This window comes from Streptomyces sp. NPDC107538, from assembly GCF_055657445.1.
In genome coordinates this window covers 777,436-804,126 of sequence record NZ_JBVKAY010000002.1, presented here as the reverse complement: position 1 = coordinate 804,126, position 26,691 = coordinate 777,436, and the positions used below count along the sequence as shown (strand labels likewise).

Sequence of the window (26,691 nt, the reverse complement as noted above, 5' to 3'; positions counted from 1 at the left end):
GTCGGTCCTTCGATCGGCTACTCTTCTATGCGTTAAACCCTGTCCCATCCGTTCGTCAAGGAGCACTCACGTGGCTGCCACCGACGTCCGCCCGAAGATCACGCTGGCCTGCGTGGAGTGCAAGGAGCGGAACTACATCACCAAGAAGAACCGGCGTAACAACCCGGACCGACTGGAGATGAAGAAGCACTGCCCGCGTTGCAACGCGCACACCGCGCACCGCGAAACGCGATAAATCAGGCTCGTACGCGAGGCCGTCCCCGAGAGATCGGGGGCGGCCTCGCGTCGTTACACCGACCAGTACCGGTCAGTAGAGCAGGATCGGTAGCGCAGGATCAGCAGAGCAGGAGGTGCCGGGCCATGGCGCTCGACCAGTCCTTCGTGGGGCGTTCCTACCCGCCCACCGACCCCTACGAGGTCGGCCGGGAGAAGATCCGCGAGTTCGCGGAGGCCGTCGGGGACACCAACCCCGTGTACACCGATCCGGAGGCCGCCAAGGCGCTCGGGTACCCCGATGTGATCGCCCCGCCGACCTTCGTGTTCTCGATCACGTTCAAGGCGGCCGGCGAGGTCGTCCAGGACCCGCAACTGGGCCTCGACTACAGCCGCGTCGTGCACGGCGACCAGAAGTTCGCCCACAAGCGCCCGGTCCGCGCCGGCGACCGGCTCACGGTCACCTCGACCATCGAGGCGATCAAGTCCCTGGCGGGCAACGACATCCTGGACATCCGCGGCGAGGTCCACGACGAGACCGGCGAGCACGTCGTGACCGCCTGGACCAAGCTCGTGGCCCGCGCGGCCGAGACGGCGTGAGGACGTGAGGAACCGATGACCGCGAAGATCTCCTACGACGACGTCGAGGTCGGCACCGAACTGCCCGCCCGGAGCTTCGGCGTGACCCGCGCCGACCTCGTCCGCTACGCGGGCGCCTCCGGCGACTTCAACCCGATCCACTGGAACGAGCGGTTCGCCAAGGAGGTCGGCCTCCCGGACGTCATCGCGCACGGCATGTTCACCATGGCCGAGGCGATCCGGGTCGTCACCGACTGGACCGGCGACCCGGGTGCGGTCGTCGAGTACGGCGTCCGCTTCACCAAGCCCGTCGTGGTCCCCGACGACGACCAGGGCGCCACCATCGAGGTCAGCGCCAAGGTCGGCGCCAAGCTCGACGACCACTCCGTCCGCGTCGACCTCACGGCCATGAGCGCCGGCCAGAAGGTCCTGGGCATGTCCCGCGCGGTCGTCCGCCTGGCCTGACGGCCCCGGTCCCCCGCCCCTCCCCGGCGCGGGGGTCTCGTACTCTTGAGCCCGTGCAGGAACTCCACGACGCCCCCCTCGCCCCGCTGACCACCTTCCGGCTGGGCGGGCCCGCGCGGCGGCTGATCACCGCCACCACCGACGACGAGGTGATCGCCGCCGTCCGCGAGGCCGACGACACCGGTACGCCGCTGCTGCTCATCGGCGGCGGCTCGAACCTCGTCATCGGCGACCAGGGCTTCGCAGGAACCGCCCTGGTCATCGCCACGAAGGGCTTCGCGCTCGACGGGACCCGGCTGGAGCTGGCCGCCGGTGAGGTGTGGACCGACGCGGTCGCCCGGACCGTCGAGGCCGGGCTCGCCGGGATCGAGTGCCTGGCCGGCATCCCCGGCTCCGCGGGCGCCACCCCGATCCAGAACGTCGGGGCGTACGGCCAGGAGGTCGCCTCCACCATCACCGAGGTCGTCGCCTACGACCGCCGCACCCGCGAGACGGTCACCGTCCTGAACGCCGAGTGCGCCTTCTCGTACCGCCACAGCCGCTTCAAGGACGAGCCCGAGCGCTATGTCGTGCTGCGCGTCCGGTTCGAACTGGAGGACGCGGGCGGTCTGTCGGGGCCGGTCAAGTACGCAGAGACGGCCCGCACCCTCGGCGTCGAACCCGGCGACCGGGTGCCCCTCGCCGACGCCCGCGAGACCGTGCTGAAGCTGCGCGCCGGGAAGGGCATGGTGCTCGACCCCGAGGACCACGACACCTGGTCCGCCGGCTCGTTCTTCACCAACCCGATCCTTGACGACGAGGAGTTCGCCGCGTTCCACGCGCGCGTACGGTCACGGCTCGGCGCCGACGTCACCCCGCCCGCGTACGCCGCGGGCGACGGCCACACCAAGACCTCCGCGGCCTGGCTGATCGACCGGGCCGGCTTCACCAAGGGGTACGGCACCGGCCCCGCCCGGATCTCCACCAAGCACACCCTGGCCCTCACCAACCGGGGCGCCGCCACCACCGAGGACCTGCTGACCCTGGCCCGCGAGGTCGTCACCGGGGTCCGGGACGCCTTCGGCATCACCCTGGTCAACGAGCCCGTGACGGTCGGCGTCAGCCTCTAGCCGGCTTCTCACCCACAGGACTGGTCAGCCAGTCGTCCACCCCGGACAGCAGCTTCGCCCGCTCCTTCTCCGGGGCCGCGGACGCGCGGATGGACTGCCGGGCCAGCTCCGCCAGTTCGGCGTCCGTGAAGCCGTGGTGGTGCCGGGCGATCTCGTACTGGGCCGCGAGGCGTGAGCCGAACAGCAGCGGGTCGTCCGCGCCCAGCGCCATCGGCACCCCGGCCTCGAACAGAGTGCGCAGGGGGACGTCCTGGGGCTTCTCGTAGACACCGAGCGCCACGTTCGAGGCCGGGCACACCTCGCAGGTGATCCCCCGGTCCGCGAGCCGCTTCAGCAGCCGCGGATCCTCCGCCGCGCGCACCCCGTGCCCGATCCGTGAGGCGTGCAGATCGTCCAGACAGTCGCGCACCGACGACGGGCCGGTCAGCTCACCACCGTGCGGCGCCGACAGCAGACCCCCCTCACGGGCGATCGCGAAGGCCCGGTCGAAGTCCCGCGCCATGCCCCGGCGTTCGTCGTTGGAGAGCCCGAAACCCACCACGCCCCGGTCCGCGTACCGCACCGCCAGCCGGGCCAGCGTGCGCGCGTCCAGCGGGTGTTTCATGCGGTTCGCGGCCACCAGCACCCGCATCCCGAGCCCGGTCTCCCGCGCGGTCGTGTCCACCGCGTCCAGGATGACCTCCAGCGCAGGGATCAGCCCACCCAGCCGGGGCGCGTACGACGTCGGGTCCACCTGGATCTCCAGCCAGCCCGAGCCGTCCCGTACGTCCTCCTCCGCGGCCTCCCGCACCAGCCGCTGGATGTCCTCGGGCCCTCTGACGCACGAGCGCGCCGCGTCGTACAGGCGCTGGAAGCGGAACCATCCCCGCTCGTCCGTCGCCCGCAGCCTCGGCGGTTCCCCGCTGGTCAGCGCCTCGGTGAGCGCGTCGGGCAGCCGCACCCCGTACTTGTCGGCCAGTTCCAGCACGGTCGTGGGCCGCATCGACCCGGTGAAGTGCAGATGCAGATGGGCCTTGGGCAGTTCAGAGAGATCACGTACACGCTCCATCGCCCGATCCTGCCGCACGCCGACGCCGTACCGGTAGCGGAATCCTCGAACGTGGTCTTGCTCGCACATATGAAGAGGGGCCCTCGTACGGAAATCCGTACGAGGGCCCCTGCGAACGCCCGGACCTCAGTCCGTGGCCTCCGCCAGCAGCTTCTGGATACGGGAGACGCCCTCGACGAGATCCTCGTCACCCAGGGCGTACGACAGACGCAGATAGCCGGGGGTGCCGAAGGCCTCACCGGGGACGACCGCGACCTCGGCCTCCTCCAGGATGAGCGCGGCCAGCTCGACCGTGTCCTGCGGGCGCTTGCCGCGGATCTCCTTGCCGACCAGACCCTTGACCGACGGGTACGCGTAGAAGGCGCCCTCGGGCTCGGGGCAGTACACGCCCTCGATCTCGTTGAGCATGCGCACGATCGTCTTGCGGCGGCGGTCGAAGGCCTCCTTCATCTTCTCCACGGCCGAGAGATCGCCGGAGACGGCGGCCAGCGCGGCCACCTGCGCCACGTTGGAGACGTTCGACGTCGCGTGCGACTGGAGGTTCGTCGCGGCCTTGACGACGTCCTTGGGGCCGATGACCCAGCCCACCCGCCAGCCCGTCATCGCGTACGTCTTCGCGACACCGTTGACCACGATGGTCCTGTCGGCCAGCTCCGGCACGACCACCGGCAGCGAGTGGAACTCCGCGTCGCCGTAGACCAGGTGCTCGTAGATCTCGTCGGTCAGGACCCACAGGCCCTTCTCGGCGGCCCAGCGGCCGATCTCCTCGATCTGCGCGCGCGTGTAGACCGCGCCGGTCGGGTTGGAGGGGGAGACGAAGAGCAGCACCTTGGTGTTCTCGGTGCGGGCCGCCTCCAACTGCTCGACGGAGACCCGGTAGCCCGTGGTCTCGTCGGCGACGACCTCCACCGGGACACCGCCCGCGAGACGGATCGACTCCGGGTACGTCGTCCAGTACGGCGCCGGGACGATGACCTCGTCGCCCGGGTCGAGGATCGCGGCGAAGGCCTCGTAGATGGCCTGCTTTCCGCCGTTGGTGACGAGGACCTGCGACGGGTCGACCTCATAGCCGGAGTCGCGCAGGGTCTTCGCGGCGATCGCGGCCTTCAGTTCGGGCAGACCGCCGGCCGGCGTGTAGCGGTGGTACTTCGGGTTCTTGCAGGCCTCGACGGCCGCCTCGACGATGTAGTCCGGGGTAGGGAAGTCGGGCTCGCCGGCGCCGAAGCCGATCACCGGACGCCCGGCGGCCTTGAGGGCCTTGGCCTTGGCGTCCACGGCGAGGGTGGCGGACTCGGAGATCGCGCCGATGCGCGCGGAGACCCGGCGCTCGGTGGGAGGGGTTGCAGCGCTCATGGACCCCATCGTTTCAGACACGAAACGCGCCGGGCACGCGGGTTTCACAGACTGAACAACGGACTGGACGACGGACTGGGCGGCGGCAGAACAACCGTTTGTGTCCGGGACCGGAAACGGTCGATCTTCGGCGGACAACGCCCCTACGGACGCTTTCTGTTCGACGGCAGGCCTCGGACCACGTATGCTCTCTCCTCGTTGGCCTTCACCGGCCGCGCCCGTCAGGTGCACACCGAGCACCCGGTCGGATGCGGTACGTTGGGGGAGAACCGCAAAGGGTCGTAGCTCAATTGGTAGAGCACTGGTCTCCAAAACCAGCGGTTGGGGGTTCAAGTCCCTCCGGCCCTGCTACACACTCCTCACGCCAGGATGTGTGCGCATGTACGTACAGCAATGTTCCGCCGTGCGGCTCAGACCGGGCGCGGCACGGCCACGACCCGGACCGGAATCAGGTGAGGATGAATGACGGACGCCGTGGGCTCCATCGACACGCCTGATGCCCAGGACGAGGTGCCCGAGGACAAGAAGAAGACCCGCAAGGGCGGCAAGCGTGCCAAGAAGGGCCCGCTGAAGCGCCTCGCGCTCTTCTACCGCCAGATCGTCGCGGAGCTGCGGAAGGTCGTCTGGCCCACCCGCTCCCAGCTGACGACCTACACCACGGTGGTCATCGTCTTCGTCGTCATCATGATCGGTCTCGTCACTGTGATTGACTTCGGCCTCGACAAGGCCGCCAAGTACGTCTTCGGCTGAGCCGAAAGCGAAGGGCGCCGTAACCTGGCGCCCCTTTCGCGTGTTCCACCCCCATGATCTAGGAAGAAGCAGCCACGTGTCTGACCCGAACCTGAAGGACGCCATGGAGCCTCGCGGTGAAGGTGCCGAGTCCGTGGATGACGAGCTCGACATCGTCGAGGGCGCGGACTCCGAGGACGGGGCCGACGAGTTCGAGGCTGCCGATGCCGAGGCGGGGGAGCCGGCCGAGGAAGAGGCCGTACACGTCGAGGACGACTCCGACGACGAGGACGAGGACTCCGAGGACGAGGACGCCGCCGAAGAGGCCGTCGAGGAGGAGACCGAGCCGGTCGACCCCGTCGAGGCCCTGCGTGAGGAACTGCGGACCCTGCCCGGCGAGTGGTACGTCATCCACACGTACGCCGGTTACGAGAACCGCGTGAAGACCAACCTCGAACAGCGTGCCGTCTCGCTGAACGTCGAGGACTTCATCTTCCAGGCCGAGGTGCCGCAGGAAGAGGTCGCGCAGATCAAGAACGGCGAGCGCAAGACGATCCGCCAGAACAAGCTTCCCGGGTACGTCCTGGTCCGCATGGACCTGACGAACGAGTCCTGGGGCGTCGTCCGCAACACCCCCGGCGTCACCGGCTTCGTGGGCAACGCCTACGACCCGTACCCGCTGACCCTGGACGAGATCGTCAAGATGCTCGCGCCGGAGGCCGAGGAGAAGGCCGCCCGTGAGGCCGCCGAGGCCGAGGGCAAGCCGGCGCCCGCCCGCAAGGTCGAGGTCCAGGTGCTGGACTTCGAGGTCGGCGACTCGGTCACCGTCACGGACGGCCCGTTCGCCACGCTGCAGGCGACGATCAACGAGATCAACGCGGACTCGAAGAAGGTCAAGGGTCTCGTTGAGATCTTCGGCCGCGAGACCCCGGTCGAGCTGTCGTTCGACCAGATCCAGAAGAACTAGCCTCAGCCGGTTCCTACTGGACTCATCGCTTCCGGGCAGGTCAGGTCGGCTCTCTCAGCCAGCCTGACCTGCCCGGTTTTTAGCCGCGCATCTATACCCGCTATCGTTGTGCGGTATGCCTTCATCTGGCCGCGAACCGGATGAGGGCGCACTCGAATCGAAAGGACCCGGAGAGTAATGCCTCCCAAGAAGAAGAAGGTCACGGGGCTCATCAAGCTCCAGATCCAGGCCGGCGCGGCCAACCCGGCTCCGCCGGTCGGCCCCGCGCTCGGTCAGCACGGCGTCAACATCATGGAGTTCTGCAAGGCCTACAACGCCGCGACCGAGTCGCAGCGCGGGTGGGTCATCCCGGTGGAGATCACGGTCTACGAGGACCGCTCCTTCACCTTCGTCACCAAGACGCCCCCGGCCGCCAAGATGATCCTCAAGGCCGCGGGTATCGAGAAGGGCTCCGGCGAGCCGCACAAGACCAAGGTCGCCAAGATCACCGAGGCGCAGGTCCGCGAGATCGCCACGACGAAGATGCCCGACCTCAACGCCAACGACCTGGACGCCGCCGCGAAGATCATCGCCGGTACCGCGCGTTCCATGGGCGTCACGGTCGAGGGCTGAACCCCACCTTCGTAGAACCATGCGGCTCACGGAGCCGCACGTGGTAGGGCCTGCTCGGCCCGTACACCACGACTCCTTTCAGAACACACAGGAGCAGTTGTGAGCAAGCGCAGCAAGGCTCTCCGCGCTGCGGACGCCAAGGTCGACCGGGACAAGCTCTACGCCCCGCTCGAGGCCGTCCGTCTCGCCAAGGAGACCTCCACCTCCAAGTTCGACGGCACCGTCGAGGTCGCCTTCCGTCTGGGTGTCGACCCGCGCAAGGCCGACCAGATGGTCCGTGGCACCGTGAACCTCCCGCACGGCACCGGTAAGACCGCCCGGGTCCTGGTCTTCGCGACCGGTGACCGTGCCGAGGCCGCGACCGCCGCCGGCGCCGACATCGTCGGCTCCGACGAACTGATCGACGAGGTGGCGAAGGGCCGTCTGGACTTCGACGCCGTCGTCGCCACCCCGGACCTCATGGGCAAGGTCGGCCGCCTCGGCCGCGTGCTCGGTCCCCGTGGTCTCATGCCGAACCCCAAGACCGGCACCGTGACCCCGGACGTCGTGAAGGCCGTCAACGACATCAAGGGCGGCAAGATCGAGTTCCGCGTCGACAAGCACTCGAACCTGCACTTCATCATCGGCAAGACGTCGTTCGACGACACCAAGCTGGTGGAGAACTACGCCGCGGCGCTGGAGGAGATCCTCCGTCTGAAGCCGTCGGCCGCCAAGGGCCGCTACATCAAGAAGGCCGCCCTCAGCACCACGATCGGCCCCGGCATCCCGATCGACTCCAACCGCACCCGCAACCTCCTCGTCGAGGAGGACCCGGCCGCCGTCTGAGCCTGACGCTCACGGCAGCCGCGTCGCGGTCGCACAGCCCGAGGACGAGCCCCGCACCTTCCGAGGTACGGGGCTCGTCCCTTTGCGGCGTACGGGGCCTTTTCGGCATACGGGTGTCCGGACGCGCCCGAGTGTGCTGCTCTGGGGTGGTGCGGGGCACTGCGGGCCCCCTGGGGGGTGGGGACGGATGACCAGCACGCGCGGGTGGCGTCGTACGGTCCTGGCGTTCGCGGTGGCGGCCGCGCTGACCGGCTTGGCGGGCTGTGGGGCCCCGGACCCGGGTGAGGGCGACGGCGATCCGTTCGCGGCGCTGAGGCTCGCGGACCGGTCCACCGGGGGCGCCGACTCGTCGGACCTGCTGAGCCGGCTGCCGGCGAGCTGACATCGGGGGACAGCCACGGCCGGGCGGCGCTGGAGATCAAGGAGACGCTCACCATGGATCTCTGGGACCTGCGCACTGGTAGAGGGGCGCATCGTCGAGGGAGGCCCGCTCGACCTGACCCGAGTGGCGGTGGCCGGGGGCGGATTTGCTTGACGGGGATGCGGTCCCGTACGCTTCCCGAGAAGCCAAAGACCGCTGGTCGTTGCCGTGTGCTCGTGAGAGGGCGCGGTGGCCGAAGGATCCGCTGAAACTGCGGACGACCCGCGCAGGTGACTGTGGAAGTTGCTCCTGGTCCGGTTCCGTCGTCGTACGGGATTCGTCCGGTCGAGCCACGCCCCGAGCGCCTGCGCCGGGGCGTTTCGTTTTCCCCCAGCCCCTTCCGAGCGGTCCTCATCACCCGGAAGGAGGCCGACGCTCTATGGCAAGGCCCGACAAGGCTGCCGCGGTGGCCGAGCTCACGGAGCAGTTCCGTAGCTCGAACGCCGCCGTGCTGACCGAGTACCGGGGTCTCACCGTGTCGCAGCTCAAGACGCTGCGTCGTTCGCTCGGTGAGAACGCCCAGTACGCCGTGGTGAAGAACACGCTGACCAAGATTGCGGCCAACGAGGCCGGGATCTCGACGCTCGACGACCTGTTCAACGGTCCGACGGCGGTCGCCTTCATCACCGGTGACCCGGTGACGTCGGCGAAGGGTCTTCGTGACTTCGCCAAGGACAACCCGAACCTCGTCATCAAGGGCGGTGTCCTTGACGGCAAGGCGCTGTCCGCCGACGAGATCAAGAAGCTCGCGGACCTCGAGTCCCGCGAGGTTCTGCTCTCCAAGCTGGCGGGTGCCTTCAAGGGCAAGCAGTCCCAGGCTGCGCAGCTCTTCCAGGCGCTTCCCTCGAAGCTCGTCCGCACCGTGGACGCGCTCCGTGCCAAGCAAGAAGAGCAGGGCGGTGCCGAGTAACTCGGCTCGCGAAATGACCGCCGCCTGAGGCAGCCCGCCTCGGGGAGTGGTCGTAGCGGGCCGTCGTACGCCCGCCAGACATGTACACCCCGGCACCAGCCGAATAAGTGGAAGGAAGCCATCGTGGCTCTCACCCAGGACGAACTGCTCGCCGAGTTCGAGGGCATGACCCTCATCCAGCTCTCCGAGTTCGTGAAGGCGTTCGAGGAGAAGTTCGACGTCACCGCCGCCGCGGCCGTCGCCGTTGCCGGCCCCGCCGGCCCGGCCGCCGCCGCTGAGGCCGTCGAGGAGCAGGACGAGTTCGACGTCGTCCTCACCGGCGCCGGCGACAAGAAGATCCAGGTCATCAAGGTCGTGCGTGAGCTGACCTCGCTGGGCCTGAAGGAGGCCAAGGACCTCGTGGACGGCGCCCCGAAGCCCGTTCTCGAGAAGGTCGCCAAGGAGGCCGCGGAGAAGGCTGCCGAGTCCCTCAAGGCCGCCGGCGCCTCCGTCGAGGTCAAGTAACACCTCTCGGACGAGTCGCAAAAACTCGTTCGAAGCTGTAACGCGAACGCACTGAAGGGCGATCACCCAACTGGGTGGTCGCCCTTCGGCGTTCCGGGACGTCGAGCGACGGCTGCCTTGCACTGTCGGTGGCGACGAGTATGGTGATCTTCGTTGTGCCTCCGACGCCCCAGGTGACGAGCCGCGAGTGACGATCGCGGCACCGGGGTCGGGCATGAGGGGCCTTGACGAACTGCACGCAGCGCGCAATTCTCAGGACGCGTCGTCACACCGATCCGAACTCCGAGGCATGGATCGACGGCGAAGAGGGCAGTATCAACGTGCATTGAGGGCGTGGGCTTGCGTAGGTGTCGAGAACAACGAGGGTGTCAAAAAACCCGCACTGGACATCAGTGTGCCAAGTGGCTACACTGACCCTTTGCGCTGCCTGTTAGCTGTCCCCTGCCCGTCACCAGGGGCATGCCCTCGCTTGAGCATCGACGAACAGACCATTTCCGACCTGGCCTTTTGGTCAGATCAGGAACAGCCTGCTCTCTTTGCGCATAAGAGGGGCCGGTACGCGCGTAGTGAGTCCGAGCCCTCGGAAGGACCCCCTCTTGGCCGCCTCGCGCAACGCCTCGACCTCGAATACGAACCCCGCCGCCAGCACTGCCCCGCTGCGCATCTCTTTTGCAAAGATCAAGGAGCCTCTCGAGGTTCCCAACCTGCTCGCGCTGCAGACCGAGAGCTTCGACTGGCTGCTCGGCAACACCGCTTGGCAGAGTCGGGTCGAGGAGGCTCTGGAGAACGGACAGGACGTCCCCACCAAGTCCGGTCTGGAGGAGATCTTCGAGGAGATCTCCCCGATCGAGGACTTCTCCGGGTCGATGTCGCTGACGTTCCGCGACCACCGCTTCGAGCCGCCGAAGAACAGCATCGACGAGTGCAAGGACCGTGACTTCACGTACGCGGCCCCGCTCTTCGTCACCGCCGAGTTCACCAACAACGAGACCGGTGAGATCAAGTCCCAGACGGTCTTCATGGGCGACTTCCCGCTCATGACCCACAAGGGCACCTTCGTGATCAACGGCACCGAGCGTGTCGTCGTGTCGCAGCTGGTCCGCTCTCCCGGTGTCTACTTCGACTCCTCCATCGACAAGACGTCCGACAAGGACATCTTCTCCGCCAAGATCATCCCGTCCCGGGGTGCCTGGCTGGAGATGGAGATCGACAAGCGCGACATGGTCGGTGTGCGCATCGACCGCAAGCGCAAGCAGTCCGTGACCGTCCTCCTCAAGGCACTCGGCTGGACCACCGAGCAGATCCTGGAGGAGTTCGGCGAGTACGAGTCCATGCGCGCCACCCTGGAGAAGGACCACACCCAGGGGCAGGACGACGCGCTGCTCGACATCTACCGCAAGCTGCGTCCGGGCGAGCCCCCCACGCGTGAGGCCGCGCAGACGCTTCTTGAGAACCTGTACTTCAACCCCAAGCGTTACGACCTCGCGAAGGTCGGCCGCTACAAGGTCAACAAGAAGCTGGGTGCGGAGGCTCCGCTCGACGCGGGCGTCCTGACCGTCGAGGACGTCATCTCGACGATCAAGTACCTGGTGAAGCTGCACGCCGGCGAGACCGAGACGGCCGCGGACAACGGCCAGACGATCGTCGTCGAGACCGACGACATCGACCACTTCGGCAACCGTCGTCTGCGCAGCGTCGGCGAGCTCATCCAGAACCAGGTCCGTACGGGTCTGGCGCGTATGGAGCGTGTCGTCCGCGAGCGCATGACGACCCAGGACGTCGAGGCGATCACGCCGCAGACCCTGATCAACATCCGGCCGGTCGTCGCCTCCATCAAGGAGTTCTTCGGCACCAGCCAGCTGTCGCAGTTCATGGACCAGAACAACCCGCTGTCGGGTCTCACCCACAAGCGCCGTCTGTCGGCTCTTGGCCCCGGTGGTCTCTCCCGTGAGCGGGCCGGCTTCGAGGTCCGTGACGTGCACCCCTCGCACTACGGCCGTATGTGCCCGATCGAGACGCCCGAAGGCCCGAACATCGGTCTGATCGGCTCGCTCGCCTCCTACGGGCGCGTCAACGCGTTCGGTTTCGTGGAGACGCCGTACCGCCGGGTCACCGACGGTGTCGTCACCGACGAGGTCGACTACCTCACGGCCGACGAAGAGGACCGGTTCGTCATCGCGCAGGCCAACGCCACGCTCGACGACGGCATGCGCTTCACCGAGAACCGCGTCCTGGTCCGCCGCCGTGGCGGCGAGGTCGACTACGTCCCCGGTGACGACGTCGACTACATGGACGTCTCGCCGCGCCAGATGGTGTCGGTCGCGACCGCCATGATCCCCTTCCTGGAGCACGACGACGCCAACCGTGCCCTCATGGGCGCGAACATGATGCGTCAGGCCGTGCCGCTCATCAAGAGCGAGTCCCCGCTCGTCGGCACCGGCATGGAGTACCGCTCCGCCGTCGACGCCGGCGACGTGGTCAAGGCCGAGAAGGCGGGTGTGGTCCAGGAGGTCTCCGCGGACTACATCACCACCACCAACGACGACGGCACGTACATCACGTACCGCCTGGCCAAGTTCGCCCGCTCCAACCAGGGCACCTCGGTCAACCAGAAGGTCATCGTCAACGAGGGCGACCGGATCATCGAGGGCCAGGTCCTGGCCGACGGTCCGGCCACCGAGAACGGCGAGATGGCCCTGGGCAAGAACCTGCTCGTGGCGTTCATGCCGTGGGAGGGTCACAACTACGAGGACGCGATCATCCTGTCGCAGCGCCTCGTGCAGGACGACGTCCTCTCCTCGATCCACATCGAGGAGCACGAGGTCGACGCCCGTGACACCAAGCTCGGCCCCGAGGAGATCACCCGGGACATCCCGAACGTCTCCGAGGAGGTCCTCGCCGACCTCGACGAGCGCGGCATCATCCGTATCGGTGCCGAGGTCGTCGCCGGTGACATCCTCGTCGGCAAGGTCACGCCCAAGGGTGAGACCGAGCTGACCCCCGAGGAGCGCCTGCTCCGCGCGATCTTCGGCGAGAAGGCCCGTGAGGTCCGTGACACCTCGCTGAAGGTGCCGCACGGCGAGATCGGCAAGGTCATCGGCGTCCGCGTCTTCGACCGCGAGGAGGGCGACGAGCTGCCGCCCGGCGTCAACCAGCTGGTCCGGGTGTACGTCGCGCAGAAGCGCAAGATCACCGACGGTGACAAGCTCGCCGGCCGTCACGGCAACAAGGGCGTCATCTCGAAGATCCTGCCGATCGAGGACATGCCGTTCCTGGAGGACGGCACCCCGGTCGACATCATCCTCAACCCGCTGGGTGTGCCGTCCCGAATGAACCCGGGACAGGTGCTGGAGATCCACCTCGGCTGGCTCGCCAGCCGCGGCTGGGACGTCTCCGGTCTCGGCGAGGACTGGGCGAAGCGTCTGCAGGTCATCGGCGCCGACTCCGTCGCCCCCGGCACCAACGTCGCGACCCCGGTCTTCGACGGTGCCCGCGAGGACGAGCTGGCCGGTCTGCTCCAGCACACCATCCCGAACCGCGACGGCGAGCGCATGGTGCAGCCGACCGGTAAGGCGAGGCTGTTCGACGGCCGCTCCGGTGAGCCGTTCCCGGACCCGATCTCCATCGGGTACATGTACATCCTCAAGCTCCACCACCTGGTCGACGACAAGCTGCACGCCCGGTCGACCGGCCCGTACTCGATGATCACCCAGCAGCCGCTGGGTGGTAAGGCCCAGTTCGGTGGCCAGCGCTTCGGTGAGATGGAGGTGTGGGCGCTGGAGGCTTACGGCGCCGCGTACGCCCTCCAGGAGCTGCTGACCATCAAGTCCGACGACGTGACCGGCCGCGTGAAGGTCTACGAGGCCATCGTCAAGGGCGAGAACATCCCTGAGCCCGGCATCCCCGAGTCCTTCAAGGTCCTCATCAAGGAGATGCAGTCCCTGTGCCTCAACGTGGAGGTGCTGTCCTCGGACGGCATGTCCATCGAGATGCGCGACACCGACGAGGACGTCTTCCGCGCAGCGGAGGAGCTTGGCATCGACCTGTCCCGGCGCGAGCCGAGCAGCGTCGAAGAGGTCTGACGGGAGTCCGGACGGGCTCACTCAGAGCCCGTCCGGCCCCAGGACCCCCGTATCAGACCCCATGACTTACAACCCTGAGAGGGATTGACGCATAGTGCTCGACGTCAACTTCTTCGACGAGCTCCGGATCGGTCTGGCCACCGCTGACGACATCCGTCAGTGGAGCCACGGCGAGGTCAAGAAGCCCGAGACGATCAACTACCGCACGCTCAAGCCCGAAAAGGACGGACTCTTCTGCGAGAAGATCTTCGGTCCGACCCGGGACTGGGAGTGCTACTGCGGCAAGTACAAGCGTGTCCGCTTCAAGGGCATCATCTGTGAGCGCTGTGGCGTCGAGGTCACGCGCGCCAAGGTGCGCCGTGAGCGGATGGGCCACATCGAGCTGGCCGCTCCTGTCACCCACATCTGGTACTTCAAGGGCGTTCCGTCGCGGCTGGGCTACCTGCTCGACCTCGCCCCGAAGGACCTGGAGAAGGTCATCTACTTCGCGGCGTACATGATCACGTACGTCGACGAGGAGCGCCGCACCCGTGACCTGCCCTCGCTGGAGGCGCATGTCTCCGTCGAGCGGCAGCAGATCGAGAACCGCCGGGACGCCGACCTGGAGGCCCGCGCCAAGAAGCTCGAGACCGACCTGGCCGAGCTGGAGGCCGAGGGCGCCAAGGCCGACGTGCGCCGCAAGGTGCGCGAAGGCGCCGAGCGGGAGATGAAGCAGCTGCGCGACCGTACGCAGCGCGAGATCGACCGTCTCGACGAGGTGTGGACCCGGTTCAAGAACCTCAAGGTCCAGGACCTGGAGGGCGACGAGCTCCTCTACCGCGAACTGCGTGACCGCTTCGGCACGTACTTCGACGGTTCGATGGGCGCCGCGGCGCTGCAGAAGCGCCTGGAGTCCTTCGACCTGGACGAGGAGGCCGAGCGCCTCCGCGAGATCATCCGTACCGGCAAGGGCCAGAAGAAGACCCGTGCGCTCAAGCGCCTCAAGGTCGTCTCCGCGTTCCTGCAGACCAGCAACAGCCCCAAGGGCATGGTGCTCGACTGCGTGCCGGTCATCCCGCCGGACCTTCGCCCGATGGTGCAGCTGGACGGTGGCCGCTTCGCGACCTCCGACCTGAACGACCTGTACCGCCGTGTGATCAACCGGAACAACCGTCTGAAGCGGCTTCTGGATCTTGGTGCTCCCGAGATCATCGTCAACAACGAGAAGCGCATGCTTCAGGAGGCCGTCGACGCGCTGTTCGACAACGGTCGTCGTGGTCGCCCGGTGACGGGCCCCGGTAACCGGCCCCTGAAGTCCCTGAGCGACATGCTCAAGGGCAAGCAGGGTCGATTCCGTCAGAACCTGCTCGGCAAGCGTGTGGACTACTCCGCGCGTTCCGTGATCGTCGTCGGTCCGCAGCTGAAGCTGCACCAGTGCGGTCTGCCGAAGGCGATGGCGCTGGAGCTGTTCAAGCCGTTCGTGATGAAGCGGCTCGTGGACCTCAACCACGCGCAGAACATCAAGAGCGCCAAGCGGATGGTCGAGCGCGGCCGCACCGTGGTGTACGACGTCCTCGAAGAGGTCATCGCCGAGCACCCGGTGCTGCTGAACCGTGCGCCCACCCTGCACCGCCTCGGCATCCAGGCCTTCGAGCCGCAGCTGGTCGAGGGCAAGGCCATCCAGATCCACCCGCTCGTCTGCACCGCGTTCAACGCGGACTTCGACGGTGACCAGATGGCCGTGCACCTGCCGCTCTCCGCGGAGGCGCAGGCCGAGGCCCGCATCCTGATGCTGTCCTCGAACAACATCCTCAAGCCCGCCGACGGCCGTCCGGTGACGATGCCGACCCAGGACATGGTCCTCGGTCTGTTCTTCCTCACCACCGACGGTGAACTGCGTGACACCAAGGGCGAGGGGCGTTCGTTCGCCTCCACGGCCGAGGCGATCATGGCGTTCGACGCCGACGAGCTGGCGCTGCAGTCCGCGGTGGACATCCGCTTCCCGGTGGGCACCATCCCGCCGCGCGGCTGGACCCCGCCGGAGCGCGAGGAGGGCGAGCCGGAGTGGCAGCAGGGTGACAGCTTCCGGCTGAAGACCACGCTGGGCCGCGCGCTCTTCAACGAGCTGCTGCCCGAGGACTACCCGTTCGTCGACTACTCGGTGGGCAAGAAGCAGCTCTCCGAGATCGTCAACGACCTGGCCGAGCGCTACCCCAAGGTCATCGTGGCGGCGACGCTCGACAACCTGAAGGCGGCCGGCTTCTTCTGGGCGACCCGTTCCGGTGTCACCGTGGCCATCTCCGACGTCGTCGTTCCCGAGGCGAAGAAGGAGATCGTCCGCGGGTACGAGGCGCAGGACGAGAAGGTCCAGAAGCAGTACGAGCGCGGTCTGATCACCAAGGAAGAGCGCACGCAGGAGCTCATCGCGATCTGGACCAAGGCGACCAACGAGGTCGCCGAGGCGATGAACGCGAACTTCCCGAAGACGAACCCCATCTTCATGATGGTCGACTCGGGTGCCCGCGGAAACATGATGCAGATGCGTCAGATCGCCGGTATGCGTGGTCTGGTGTCGAACGCCAAGAACGAGACGATCCCGCGTCCCATCAAGGCGTCCTTCCGTGAGGGCCTGTCCGTGCTGGAGTACTTCATCTCCACGCACGGTGCCCGTAAGGGTCTGGCGGACACCGCCCTGCGTACCGCCGACTCGGGTTACCTGACCCGTCGTCTGGTGGACGTCTCGCAGGACGTCATCATCCGCGAGGAGGACTGCGGCACCGAGCGCGGTCTGAAGCTGAAGATCGCCGTCCGCGGCGAGGACGGCGTCCTGCGCAAGACGGACGACGTCGAGACCAGCGTCTACGCCCGCATGCTCGCCGAGGACGTCGTCATCGACGGCAAGGTGATCGCGCCGGCCAACGTGGACCTGGGCGACGTGCTCATCGACCAGCTCGTGCACCACGGTGTCGAGGAGGTCAAGACCCGCTCGATCCTGACCTGTGAGTCCAAGGTCGGCACGTGTGCCATGTGCTACGGCCGCTCCCTGGCCACCGGCAAGCTGGTCGACATCGGTGAGGCGGTCGGCATCATCGCCGCCCAGTCCATCGGTGAGCCCGGTACCCAGCTGACGATGCGTACCTTCCACACCGGTGGTGTGGCCGGTGACGACATCACGCAGGGTCTGCCGCGTGTCGTCGAGCTCTTCGAGGCCCGTACGCCCAAGGGTGTCGCGCCGATCTCCGAGGCGGCCGGTCGCGTCCGCATCGAGGAGACGGAGAAGACCAAGAAGATCGTCATCACGCCGGACGACGGCAGCGACGAGACGGCGTTCCCGATCTCGAAGCGCGCCCGTCTGCTGGTGAGCGAGGGCGAGCACGTCGAGGTGGGCCAGAAGCTCACCGTGGGTGCCACCAACCCGCACGACGTGCTGCGCATCCTGGGTCAGCGTGCCGTCCAGGTCCACCTGGTCGGCGAGGTCCAGAAGGTCTACAACTCGCAGGGTGTGTCGATCCACGACAAGCACATCGAGATCATCATCCGGCAGATGCTCCGCCGTGTGACGATCATCGAGTCCGGCGACGCCGAGCTGCTGCCCGGTGAGCTGGTCGAGCGCTCGAAGTTCGAGACCGAGAACCGTCGTGTGGTCCAGGAGGGCGGTCACCCGGCCTCCGGTCGTCCCCAGCTGATGGGTATCACCAAGGCCTCGCTGGCGACGGAATCCTGGCTGTCGGCCGCCTCCTTCCAGGAGACGACCCGAGTCCTGACGGACGCGGCGATCAACGCCAAGTCCGACAGCCTCATCGGCCTCAAGGAGAACGTCATCATCGGTAAGCTCATCCCGGCCGGTACGGGTCTGTCCCGCTACCGCAACATCCGGGTGGAGCCGACCGAGGAGGCCAAGGCTGCGATGTACTCGGCCGTCGGCTACGACGACATCGACTACTCGCCGTTCGGCACGGGCTCCGGCCAGGCCGTCCCGCTGGAGGACTACGACTACGGTCCGTACAACCAGTAGTAGTCGCTTGTGAAGGGCGGTCACCTCGCTTCGTGCGGGGTGACCGCCCTTCGGCGTACCCCGCGGTAGCAGAACCGCAACAGAACCGGTGCGGGAACCGGTGCTGTGGGTTGTGCGTTGGAGCATCATGGAGGAACAACCAGTCCGGGGGAGTGTTTCTCGTGTCGAACCCGTCGTGGCAGCCGATCCCTTGGCAGCAGCAGGCGCAGGGCAGTAGCCCCTCGATGCTCGCCGCCCATGCCGACCGTGAGCGTGCCGTCGATGTCCTCAAGGCGGGCTTCAGTGAGGGCCGCCTTCCGCAGGACGAGTACGAGCGGCGTGTGGAGCGGGCCTATCAGGCGCGGACCGTGGGGGAGTTGTCCCTGCTCGTCGCCGACCTGCCGCAGGGCCCGTCCTCGATGCAGCCGACCGCGATGATGGGCGCGCCGGTGCCGAGGACGTTCATGCCGGTCCCGCTGCCGCCGCCGGTCACCAACGGCAAGGCCGTGGGCGCCATGGTGTGCGGCGTCCTGACGACGATGACGATGGGGCTCACCGGTATTCCGGCGGTCATCCTCGGGCACACCGCCCGCGCCGAGATCAAGCGCACGGGCGAGGGTGGCGACGGCTTCGCCCTCGCCGGCATCATCCTCGGCTGGCTCTCCGTGGCCGGCTGGGCCGCGTTCCTGACCCTCATCGCGCTGCTGGAGGTGTCGGCGAACGGCTGACGCCGCTCGGCCGGCCGCGCGCGGCCCTCAGGAGGGCGTAGGAGGCGGGTAGGGCCCCCTCGGCGTCCGCGAGGGGGCCTGAGGCGGCTCGGTGGTGTCGCGGCACCACCGGGTCGGCAGAGCGGCACCCGGAGGCCGACACGAGCCCGGTGCCGGAGGGCGGTGGCCGGAGCGTGGCGTGGGGGCGTCCGCGGGGTGGCGCGCGGGGAGTTCGGCAGGGGTGTGGGGGCGTAGAAGACGGTGCTTCCGCCGTGTGGGCGCTCGGTGTCTAAACCCCCGCCCGCCCATTTGTTTTGACCGTAGCGAATGAGGTAGGTACGCTCAGACCTTGTGCCTGGGGTGTGCCCTGGCTCTCGTGCGTGCCTTCAACCGCACAGGGGGAGCCGTAAGCGGCCGCCGTACTCTGCGCCCTTTCTGCCTCGCGGCGGGAGTTCAGCAGTTTCGACACACCCGACCGCGTGGGTCGGCGAATGTTCCAGGTTAGCTTCACCATTCGGCACACAGAAACCGGAGAAGTAGTGCCTACGATCCAGCAGCTGGTCCGTAAGGGCCGGCAGGACAAGGTCGAGAAGAACAAGACGCCCGCACTCGAGGGTTCGCCCCAGCGTCGTGGCGTCTGCACGCGTGTGTTCACGACCACCCCGAAGAAGCCGAACTCGGCCCTGCGTAAGGTCGCGCGTGTGCGTCTGACCAGCGGGATCGAGGTCACCGCTTACATTCCGGGTGAGGGACACAACCTGCAGGAGCACTCCATCGTGCTCGTGCGCGGCGGCCGTGTGAAGGACCTGCCCGGTGTTCGCTACAAGATCATCCGCGGTTCGCTTGACACCCAGGGTGTCAAGAACCGCAAGCAGGCCCGCAGCCGCTACGGCGCCAAGAAGGAGAAGTAAGAATGCCTCGTAAGGGCCCCGCCCCGAAGCGCCCGGTCATCATCGACCCGGTCTACGGTTCTCCTCTTGTCACGTCGCTCATCAACAAGGTGCTGCTGAACGGCAAGCGCTCCACCGCCGAGCGCATCGTGTACGGCGCCATGGAGGGCCTGCGCGAGAAGACCAGCAATGACCCGGTCATCACGCTGAAGCGCGCGCTGGAGAACATCAAGCCGACCCTCGAGGTCAAGTCCCGCCGTGTCGGTGGTGCGACGTACCAGGTTCCGATCGAGGTCAAGCCCGGTCGTGCCAACACGCTCGCGCTGCGCTGGCTGGTCGGTTACTCCCGCGCCCGTCGCGAGAAGACCATGACCGAGCGTCTGCTCAACGAGCTTCTCGACGCCTCCAACGGCCTCGGTGCCGCTGTGAAGAAGCGCGAGGACACCCACAAGATGGCCGAGTCCAACAAGGCCTTCGCGCACTACCGCTGGTAGTCGCTACCCCCATCGAGACCGAGAGAAGACTGAAGCCTTATGGCTACCACTTCACTTGACCTGGCCAGGGTCCGCAACATCGGGATCATGGCCCACATCGACGCGGGCAAGACGACCACCACCGAGCGGATCCTCTTCTACACCGGCGTCAGCTACAAGATCGGTGAGGTCCACGACGGCGCCGCCACCATGGACTGGATGGAGCAGGAGCAGGAGCGTGGCATCACGATCACCTCTGCTGCCACCACCTGTCACTGGCCGCTCGAGGACAACGACTACACGATCAACATCATCGACACCCCGGGTCACGTCGACTTCACGGTCGAGGTGGAGCGTTCGCTCCGCGTGCTCGACGGTGCCGTCACGGTGTTCGACGGTGTCGCCGGTGTCGAGCCGCAGTCCGAGACGGTGTGGCGTCAGGCCGACCGTTACGGCGTGCCGCGCATCTGCTTCGTGAACAAGCTGGACCGTACGGGCGCGGAGTTCCACCGCTGTGTGGACATGATCTCCAGCCGCCTGGGCGCCGTCCCGCTCGTCATGCAGCTGCCGATCGGCGCCGAGATGGACTTCAAGGGCGTTGTGGACCTGGTCCGCATGAAGGCGCTCGTGTGGTCCGCCGAGGCCGCCAAGGGCGAGATGTACGACGTCGTCGACATCCCGGCCACGCACACCGAGGCCGCCGAGGAGTACCGCGGCAAGCTGGTCGAGGCCGTCGCGGAGAACGACGACGAGATCATGGAGCTGTTCCTGGAGGGCCAGGAGCCCACCGAGGAGCAGCTGTACGCCGCGATCCGTCGCATCACCATCGCGTCCGGCAAGTCCGACGGCGTCACCGTCACCCCGGTGTTCTGTGGCACCGCGTTCAAGAACAAGGGCGTTCAGCCCCTGCTCGACGCGGTCGTGCGCTACCTCCCCACCCCGCTTGACGTCGAGGCCATCGAGGGCCACGCCGTCAACGACCCGGAGGAGGTCGTCAAGCGCAAGCCGTCCGACGACGAGCCGCTGTCCGCGCTGGCGTTCAAGATCATGAGCGACCCGCACCTCGGCAAGCTCACCTTCGTCCGGGTCTACTCGGGCCGCCTGGAGTCCGGCACCGCCGTGCTGAACTCCGTCAAGGGCAAGAAGGAGCGCATCGGCAAGATCTACCGTATGCACGCGAACAAGCGTGAGGAGATCGAGTCGGTGGGCGCCGGCGACATCATCGCCGTGATGGGTCTGAAGCAGACCACGACCGGTGAGACGCTGTGCGACGACAAGCAGCCGGTGATCCTGGAGTCCATGGACTTCCCGGCGCCGGTCATCCAGGTCGCCATCGAGCCCAAGTCCAAGGGTGACCAGGAGAAGCTGGGTGTCGCCATCCAGCGTCTCGCGGAGGAGGACCCCTCCTTCCAGGTCCACTCGGACGAGGAGACCGGCCAGACCATCATCGGTGGTATGGGCGAGCTGCACCTTGAGGTGCTGGTCGACCGTATGCGCCGTGAGTTCAAGGTCGAGGCCAACGTCGGCAAGCCGCAGGTCGCCTACCGCGAGACGATCCGCAAGGCCGTCGAGCGCGTCGACTACACGCACAAGAAGCAGACTGGTGGTACCGGCCAGTTCGCCAAGGTGCAGATCGCGATCGAGCCGATCGAGGGCGGCGACGCCTCGTACGAGTTCGTGAACAAGGTCACCGGTGGCCGTATCCCGAAGGAGTACATCCCTTCGGTGGACGCCGGTGCGCAGGAGGCCATGCAGTTCGGCATCCTCGCGGGCTACGAGATGACGGGCGTCCGCGTCACGCTCATCGACGGTGGCTACCACGAGGTCGACTCCTCCGAGCTCGCCTTCAAGATCGCCGGTTCGCAGGCCTTCAAGGAGGCCGCGCGCAAGGCGTCCCCCGTGCTCCTTGAGCCGATGATGGCCGTCGAGGTCACCACGCCCGAGGACTACATGGGTGAGGTCATCGGCGACATCAACTCCCGCCGTGGTCAGATCCAGGCCATGGAGGAGCGGGCCGGTGCCCGCGTCGTGAAGGGCCTCGTGCCCCTCTCGGAGATGTTCGGCTACGTCGGAGACCTCCGCAGCAAGACCTCGGGTCGCGCAAGCTACTCGATGCAGTTCGACTCCTACGCCGAGGTTCCGCGGAACGTCGCCGAGGAGATCATCGCGAAGGCCAAGGGCGAGTAACGCACCGCGTCCACACGCTTTAGGCTTGACTCCGGAGCCTCAGGGGGCAAACACCCGCGAACACGGGTGTTTGCCCAAGGACCCGGACTTTCCAGCAAAGATCACCTGGCGCCGATGAAGCAAGGCGTTCCAGAACCACTCCCAGGAGGACCCCCGTGGCGAAGGCGAAGTTCGAGCGGACTAAGCCGCACGTCAACATCGGCACCATCGGTCACATCGACCACGGTAAGACGACCCTCACGGCCGCCATTACCAAGGTGCTGCACGACGCGTTCCCGGACCTGAACGAGGCCTCGGCGTTCGACCAGATCGACAAGGCTCCCGAGGAGCGTCAGCGCGGTATCACGATCTCGATCGCGCACGTCGAGTACCAGACGGAGACCCGTCACTACGCCCACGTCGACTGCCCCGGTCACGCGGACTACATCAAGAACATGATCACGGGTGCGGCGCAGATGGACGGCGCCATCCTCGTTGTCGCCGCCACCGACGGCCCGATGCCGCAGACCAAGGAGCACGTGCTCCTGGCCCGCCAGGTCGGCGTTCCGTACATCGTCGTCGCCCTGAACAAGGCCGACATGGTGGACGACGAGGAGATCCTGGAGCTCGTCGAGCTCGAGGTCCGTGAGCTGCTCTCCGAGTACGAGTTCCCGGGCGACGACCTGCCGGTCGTCAAGGTCTCGGCGCTCAAGGCCCTTGAGGGTGACAAGGAGTGGGGCCAGTCCGTCCTCGACCTGATGAAGGCCGTCGACGAGAACATCCCGCAGCCCGAGCGTGACGTCGACAAGCCGTTCCTGATGCCGATCGAGGACGTCTTCACGATCACCGGTCGTGGCACCGTCGTCACCGGTCGTATCGAGCGTGGTGTCCTCAAGGTCAACGAGACCGTCGACATCGTCGGTATCAAGCAGGACAAGACCACCACCACGGTCACCGGCATCGAGATGTTCCGCAAGCTGCTCGACGAGGGCCAGGCCGGTGAGAACGTCGGTCTGCTCCTCCGTGGCATCAAGCGCGAGGACGTCGAGCGCGGCCAGGTCATCATCAAGCCCGGTTCGGTCACGCCGCACACCGAGTTCGAGGCCCAGGCCTACATCCTGTCCAAGGACGAGGGTGGCCGCCACACGCCGTTCTTCAACAACTACCGTCCGCAGTTCTACTTCCGTACGACGGACGTGACGGGCGTTGTGACCCTCCCCGAGGGCACCGAGATGGTCATGCCCGGCGACAACACGGAGATGAAGGTTGAGCTCATTCAGCCCATCGCCATGGAAGAGGGCCTGAAGTTCGCCATCCGTGAGGGTGGCCGCACGGTGGGCGCCGGCCAGGTCACCAAGATCAACAAGTGAGTCCACTCGCTTGAGGGTCATCTGACCTGAGAGGGCCCGTACGACTTCGGTCGTACGGGCCCTTTCGTCGTTCCGAAACTATTCGACGGTGATGACCCATTCCCCTCATGGGCCACTCCCCTCACCATTTGTCATGCCGCTGACCAAATTCGGGTGGAGGGCTGTGTCATGGCGTGGAGCGTCGGGCGTAGGGCGTTGCTGGGAGCGAGTGCGGGGGCGGTCGCGCTGCCGATGCTGCCCGTGCTCTCCGGGGTCGCGCGGGCGGACACGGAGGGTTCCGGGATACGGCTCACGGATCCCGGCGCCTATGTCTCCTTCACTGGCGGAGCCATGTCGCTGGTCGGGGTCCCGGTGGTGGTCGACCCCGAGGATCACCCCGGAGTCGTACGGGTCGCAGGGGATCTGCGGGGCGACATCGAGCGGGTGACGGGGGTGCGGCCGGGGAGTGCGATGGCGGCCGAGGTCGTGCTGGTGGGGACCATCGGGCGGAGTCCGCTGATCGACGGGCTGATCGCCGCCGGGAAGCTGGACGTCGACGGGGTGCGGGGCAAGTGGGAGACCTCGCTGCAGACGGTCGTCGAGCGGCCGATGCCCGGGGTCGAGCGGGCCTTCGTCGTCGCGGGCAGCGATCCGCGCGGCACGATCTTCGGGGCGTACGACGTCTCGTACGGCCTCGGTGTCTCGCCCTGGTACTGGTGGGACGATGTGCCGCCGGTCCGGCGGAAGGCGGTGTACGTGCGGCCCGGCCGTTTCAGCCAGGGGACGCCGTCCGTGAAGTACCGGGGGATCTTCATCAACGACGAGAACCCGGCGCTCGGGACGTGGGCCCCGGCGTACTTCGGGCCCGGGAAGGCGCCGGGGCACCCCGGGGGCTTCACCGCGGACTTCTGGGCCAAGGTCTTCGAGGTCCTGCTGCGGCTGAAGGGGAACTACGTCTGGCCGGCGGTGTGGGGGCGGGCCTTCGCCGAGGACGACCCCGAGAACCACGCGCGGGCGACCGAGTACGGGGTTGTCATGGGCACGTCTCACGAGGCGCCCATGATGCGGGGGATCGAGGAGTGGAACCGGCATGCGGTGCCGGCGGTCCGGGACGCGGCCGGGAACGTCGTGACCCCCGGGCGGGACCCCTACGGGGGCACCGGGGAGTGGTCGTACCGCCGGAACGCCGAGGCGATCCGGGCCTATTGGCGGGACGGCGTCCGGCGGATGGTGGAGCAGGACTTCGAGGGTGTCGTCACGCTCGGGATGCGCGGGAACGGCGACACGAGCCTCCCCGACGGCGACGGCATCGAGCTGATGCAGGAGATCATCACGGCCCAGCGCCGGATCATCGAGGAGGAGACGGGTCGCCCGGCGTCGGAGACCCCGCAGGTGTGGACCCTCTACAAGGAGGTCCAGCGGTACTGGGACCGGGGGCTGCGGGCGCCCGACGATGTGACCGTGGTCCTCACGGATGACAACTGGGGGAACATCCGTAAGCATCCGGACCCGGGGGAGCCCGTACGACCTGGGGGTTACGGGTTGTACTACCACTTCGACTACGTCGGGGTCGGGCGCAACTACAAGTGGGTCGACACCGCGAACCTGGCGAATCTGTGGGAGCAGCTGCACGAGGCCGCCGCCTACGGCAACCACGGGCTGTGGGTGGTGAACGTCGGTGATCTCAAGGGGAACGAGCTGCCGACCGAGTTCTTCCTGAACTTCGCCTGGAACACCGGGCGTTGGGGGCTGGAGGAGCTGGCGGAGTGGGAGCGCGGGTTCGCCCGGCAGAACTTCGGGGAGGCCGTCGCCGGGGAGATCGCCGAGGCGCTGAGCGCGTACGGGCAGCTCCAGGCCCGCCGTAAGCCGGAGCTGTTGAATCGGCGGATCACCTTGGCCGGGGGCGCGGGGGAGGTCGTCTACGACGATCAGGAGACGCCCTTCTACTTCGGCCACCGGGAGCTGGAGCGGGTCACGCAGGAGTGGCGGGCGCTGGCGAAGCGGGCCGAGCGGGTGGGGAGGCGGCTGCCGGCCGCCGCTCAGGACGCGTGGTTCGAGCTGGTCGGGTACGCGGTGCTGGCGACGGCGAACCTGTACGGGCTGCGCGCGGCCGAGTTCGAGAACCTGCTCTACGCGCGGCAGGGCCGGGCCGCGACGAACGGCCGGGCGGCGGCCGCCGAGGCGGGGCTCCAGCGGGACTTCGCCCTGGCCGATCGCTTCAACTCCGAGGTGGCGGGCGGGAAGTGGCGGGGTTTCCAGACCCAGCCGCACATCGGGTACGGGGACGTGGAGCGCTACGGCCCCAACGCCGGGTGGCAGCAGCCGGAGAAGGACAACGTGGCCCTCCCGGACGAGATCTTCCCCAAGGTACGGCGGATCGAGGTGCCGGAGGGGGCGGGGCTGGGGGTGGCGGTCGACGGTTCCGAGGACTCCGGGGAGTGGTGGCCGGACTCGGTGAAGGAAGCCGTTCTGCCGGTGTTCAGTCCGTATCAGACGCGGCCCCAGCAGTATGTGGAGATCTTCAACCGGGGGCGTACGCCCTTCACGTACCGGATCGAGGCCTCGGTGCCGTGGCTGGTGGTGGAGCGGTCGCGGGGGCGGGTCGAGGAGCAGGTGCGGGTGGGTGTCCGGGTGGACTGGGGGCGGGTGCCGGCGGGGGGTGCCGAGGGTTCGTTGACCGTGACCGGGGCGGGGGCCTCGGTGACCGTGAAGGCCGTCGCCGAGAAGCCGTCGGCGCGGGAGGTGCGCGGGCTGCGGGGGTTCGTCGAGGCGGGCGGGTATGTGGCGATCGACGCGGAGCGCTACGCGCGGGCGGTGGGGGCGCCCGACGGGCGCGTGCGCTGGCGCCGGATCGAGCGGATCGGGCGTACGGGCGCGGGGGTGACCCCGTGGCCGGTGACGGCGGCCCGGCAGACGCCGGGTGGGGCCGGGCCGCGCCTGGAGTACGAGGTCGGCGTCCTGTCGGCCGTGGACGAGGTGACCGTCTGGGCGTATGTCTCGCCGCGCAACCCGGCGCTCGCGACGGGCGGGCTGCGGTACGCGGTGTCGTTCGGCGACGGGGAGCCGCGGGTGGTCGACATCCATGCCGCCACCGGGGCCGACGACGGGCTCATGAACAAGCAGTGGGCGCGCAACACCTCGGACAACGTGAACGTGACGGCGACCCGGCACGCGGTCGCCGGGCCCGGGACGCACCGGCTGACGTTCTGGATGGTCGACCCGACGGTGGTGTTGCAGCGGCTGGTGATCGATGTGGGTGGGTTGACGCCGACGTATCTGGGGCCGTTGGAGAGCCGCCGGATCTGAGAAGGGACTC

21 protein-coding genes and 1 tRNA gene are annotated in these 26,691 nt (G+C 67.6%); 20 read left to right on the top strand and 2 right to left on the bottom strand.

Features of this window, described 5'->3' with window-relative positions; all coding sequences use genetic code 11:
• The first annotated feature begins 70 nt into the window (after nucleotides 1–70).
• The 4 genes from rpmG to ACZ7MG_RS09430 all read left to right on the top strand — a co-directional run bounded on the left by rpmG (nucleotide 71) and on the right by ACZ7MG_RS09430 (nucleotide 2,366).
• Nucleotides 71–235 carry a 50S ribosomal protein L33 gene (rpmG, locus tag ACZ7MG_RS09445; protein WP_003948671.1) on the top strand — a complete coding sequence of 55 codons (165 nt, stop codon included), beginning with the start codon at nucleotides 71–73 and terminating at the stop codon, nucleotides 233–235.
• Between the two features lie 125 nt (nucleotides 236–360).
• On the top strand, nucleotides 361–813 hold the full coding sequence (locus ACZ7MG_RS09440; protein WP_471385308.1) for an FAS1-like dehydratase domain-containing protein: 453 nt from the start codon (nucleotides 361–363) through the stop codon (nucleotides 811–813).
• Nucleotides 814–828: 15 nt separating this feature from the next.
• Nucleotides 829–1,257, top strand: coding sequence for a MaoC family dehydratase (locus ACZ7MG_RS09435; RefSeq protein ID WP_471385310.1), 429 nt, complete (start codon nucleotides 829–831; stop codon nucleotides 1,255–1,257).
• 53 nt (nucleotides 1,258–1,310) lie between these two features.
• Nucleotides 1,311–2,366: a UDP-N-acetylmuramate dehydrogenase gene (locus ACZ7MG_RS09430; RefSeq protein WP_471385312.1), complete on the top strand. Its 1,056-nt coding sequence runs from the start codon at nucleotides 1,311–1,313 to the stop codon at nucleotides 2,364–2,366.
• Here the strand turns inward: ACZ7MG_RS09430 and ACZ7MG_RS09425 are convergent.
• Both ACZ7MG_RS09425 and ACZ7MG_RS09420 read right to left on the bottom strand, forming a co-directional pair.
• Nucleotides 2,356–3,414 (bottom strand): adenosine deaminase, encoded by a 1,059-nt coding sequence (locus ACZ7MG_RS09425; RefSeq protein WP_471385313.1) that lies wholly within the window; start codon nucleotides 3,412–3,414, stop codon nucleotides 2,356–2,358. The two genes, ACZ7MG_RS09430 and ACZ7MG_RS09425, sit on opposite strands and share 11 nt — an antisense overlap.
• A gap of 126 nt (nucleotides 3,415–3,540) precedes the next feature.
• The gene (locus ACZ7MG_RS09420; protein WP_471385314.1) at nucleotides 3,541–4,767 is read right to left on the bottom strand and encodes a pyridoxal phosphate-dependent aminotransferase; all 1,227 of its coding nucleotides are present in this window, start codon (nucleotides 4,765–4,767) and stop codon (nucleotides 3,541–3,543) included.
• 275 nt (nucleotides 4,768–5,042) lie between these two features.
• Here ACZ7MG_RS09420 and ACZ7MG_RS09415 point away from each other — a divergent pair.
• The 16 genes from ACZ7MG_RS09415 (at nucleotide 5,043) to ACZ7MG_RS09340 (ending at nucleotide 26,681) form a co-directional block, all read left to right on the top strand.
• Nucleotides 5,043–5,115: transfer RNA gene (locus tag ACZ7MG_RS09415), tRNA-Trp, on the top strand.
• A 114-nt stretch (nucleotides 5,116–5,229) separates the two neighbouring features.
• Nucleotides 5,230–5,517, top strand: coding sequence for a preprotein translocase subunit SecE (gene secE, locus ACZ7MG_RS09410; protein ID WP_033528314.1), 288 nt, complete (start codon nucleotides 5,230–5,232; stop codon nucleotides 5,515–5,517).
• 76 nt (nucleotides 5,518–5,593) lie between these two features.
• Complete coding sequence (gene nusG, locus ACZ7MG_RS09405; protein ID WP_471385317.1) at nucleotides 5,594–6,463, top strand: transcription termination/antitermination protein NusG; 870 nt, start codon at nucleotides 5,594–5,596, stop codon at nucleotides 6,461–6,463.
• A 177-nt stretch (nucleotides 6,464–6,640) separates the two neighbouring features.
• Entirely contained in the window at nucleotides 6,641–7,075 is a 435-nt protein-coding gene (rplK, locus tag ACZ7MG_RS09400; protein ID WP_033528316.1) for a 50S ribosomal protein L11, read from the top strand.
• A 99-nt stretch (nucleotides 7,076–7,174) separates the two neighbouring features.
• Nucleotides 7,175–7,900: a 50S ribosomal protein L1 gene (rplA, locus tag ACZ7MG_RS09395; RefSeq protein WP_005481289.1), complete on the top strand. Its 726-nt coding sequence runs from the start codon at nucleotides 7,175–7,177 to the stop codon at nucleotides 7,898–7,900.
• Between the two features lie 187 nt (nucleotides 7,901–8,087).
• The gene (locus ACZ7MG_RS09390; RefSeq protein ID WP_471385319.1) at nucleotides 8,088–8,282 is read left to right on the top strand and encodes a hypothetical protein; all 195 of its coding nucleotides are present in this window, start codon (nucleotides 8,088–8,090) and stop codon (nucleotides 8,280–8,282) included.
• Nucleotides 8,283–8,700: 418 nt separating this feature from the next.
• Nucleotides 8,701–9,231: a 50S ribosomal protein L10 gene (gene rplJ, locus ACZ7MG_RS09385; protein ID WP_471385321.1), complete on the top strand. Its 531-nt coding sequence runs from the start codon at nucleotides 8,701–8,703 to the stop codon at nucleotides 9,229–9,231.
• 120 nt (nucleotides 9,232–9,351) lie between these two features.
• Complete coding sequence (rplL, locus tag ACZ7MG_RS09380; RefSeq protein ID WP_086755350.1) at nucleotides 9,352–9,735, top strand: 50S ribosomal protein L7/L12; 384 nt, start codon at nucleotides 9,352–9,354, stop codon at nucleotides 9,733–9,735.
• A 596-nt stretch (nucleotides 9,736–10,331) separates the two neighbouring features.
• Nucleotides 10,332–13,817 (top strand): DNA-directed RNA polymerase subunit beta, encoded by a 3,486-nt coding sequence (rpoB, locus tag ACZ7MG_RS09375; protein ID WP_471385323.1) that lies wholly within the window; start codon nucleotides 10,332–10,334, stop codon nucleotides 13,815–13,817.
• Between the two features lie 94 nt (nucleotides 13,818–13,911).
• A complete protein-coding gene (locus ACZ7MG_RS09370; protein ID WP_471385325.1) occupies nucleotides 13,912–17,811 on the top strand; it encodes a DNA-directed RNA polymerase subunit beta' in 3,900 nt (1,299 codons plus the stop codon).
• Between the two features lie 224 nt (nucleotides 17,812–18,035).
• Nucleotides 18,036–18,518, top strand: a complete 483-nt coding sequence (locus ACZ7MG_RS09365; protein ID WP_471385642.1) for a DUF1707 and DUF4190 domain-containing protein — start codon at nucleotides 18,036–18,038, stop codon at nucleotides 18,516–18,518.
• 518 nt (nucleotides 18,519–19,036) lie between these two features.
• On the top strand, nucleotides 19,037–19,408 hold the full coding sequence (rpsL, locus tag ACZ7MG_RS09360) for a 30S ribosomal protein S12 (RefSeq protein ID WP_003948652.1): 372 nt from the start codon (nucleotides 19,037–19,039) through the stop codon (nucleotides 19,406–19,408).
• Nucleotides 19,409–19,410: 2 nt separating this feature from the next.
• The gene (gene rpsG / locus ACZ7MG_RS09355) at nucleotides 19,411–19,881 is read left to right on the top strand and encodes a 30S ribosomal protein S7 (protein ID WP_005481264.1); all 471 of its coding nucleotides are present in this window, start codon (nucleotides 19,411–19,413) and stop codon (nucleotides 19,879–19,881) included.
• A 39-nt stretch (nucleotides 19,882–19,920) separates the two neighbouring features.
• Nucleotides 19,921–22,047, top strand: coding sequence for an elongation factor G (gene fusA, locus ACZ7MG_RS09350; RefSeq protein WP_318810798.1), 2,127 nt, complete (start codon nucleotides 19,921–19,923; stop codon nucleotides 22,045–22,047).
• Nucleotides 22,048–22,202: 155 nt separating this feature from the next.
• Nucleotides 22,203–23,396 (top strand): elongation factor Tu, encoded by a 1,194-nt coding sequence (gene tuf / locus ACZ7MG_RS09345; RefSeq protein ID WP_033528329.1) that lies wholly within the window; start codon nucleotides 22,203–22,205, stop codon nucleotides 23,394–23,396.
• A gap of 231 nt (nucleotides 23,397–23,627) precedes the next feature.
• Nucleotides 23,628–26,681, top strand: coding sequence for a glycosyl hydrolase 115 family protein (locus ACZ7MG_RS09340; protein ID WP_471385644.1), 3,054 nt, complete (start codon nucleotides 23,628–23,630; stop codon nucleotides 26,679–26,681).
• Nucleotides 26,682–26,691: the final 10 nt, after the last annotated feature.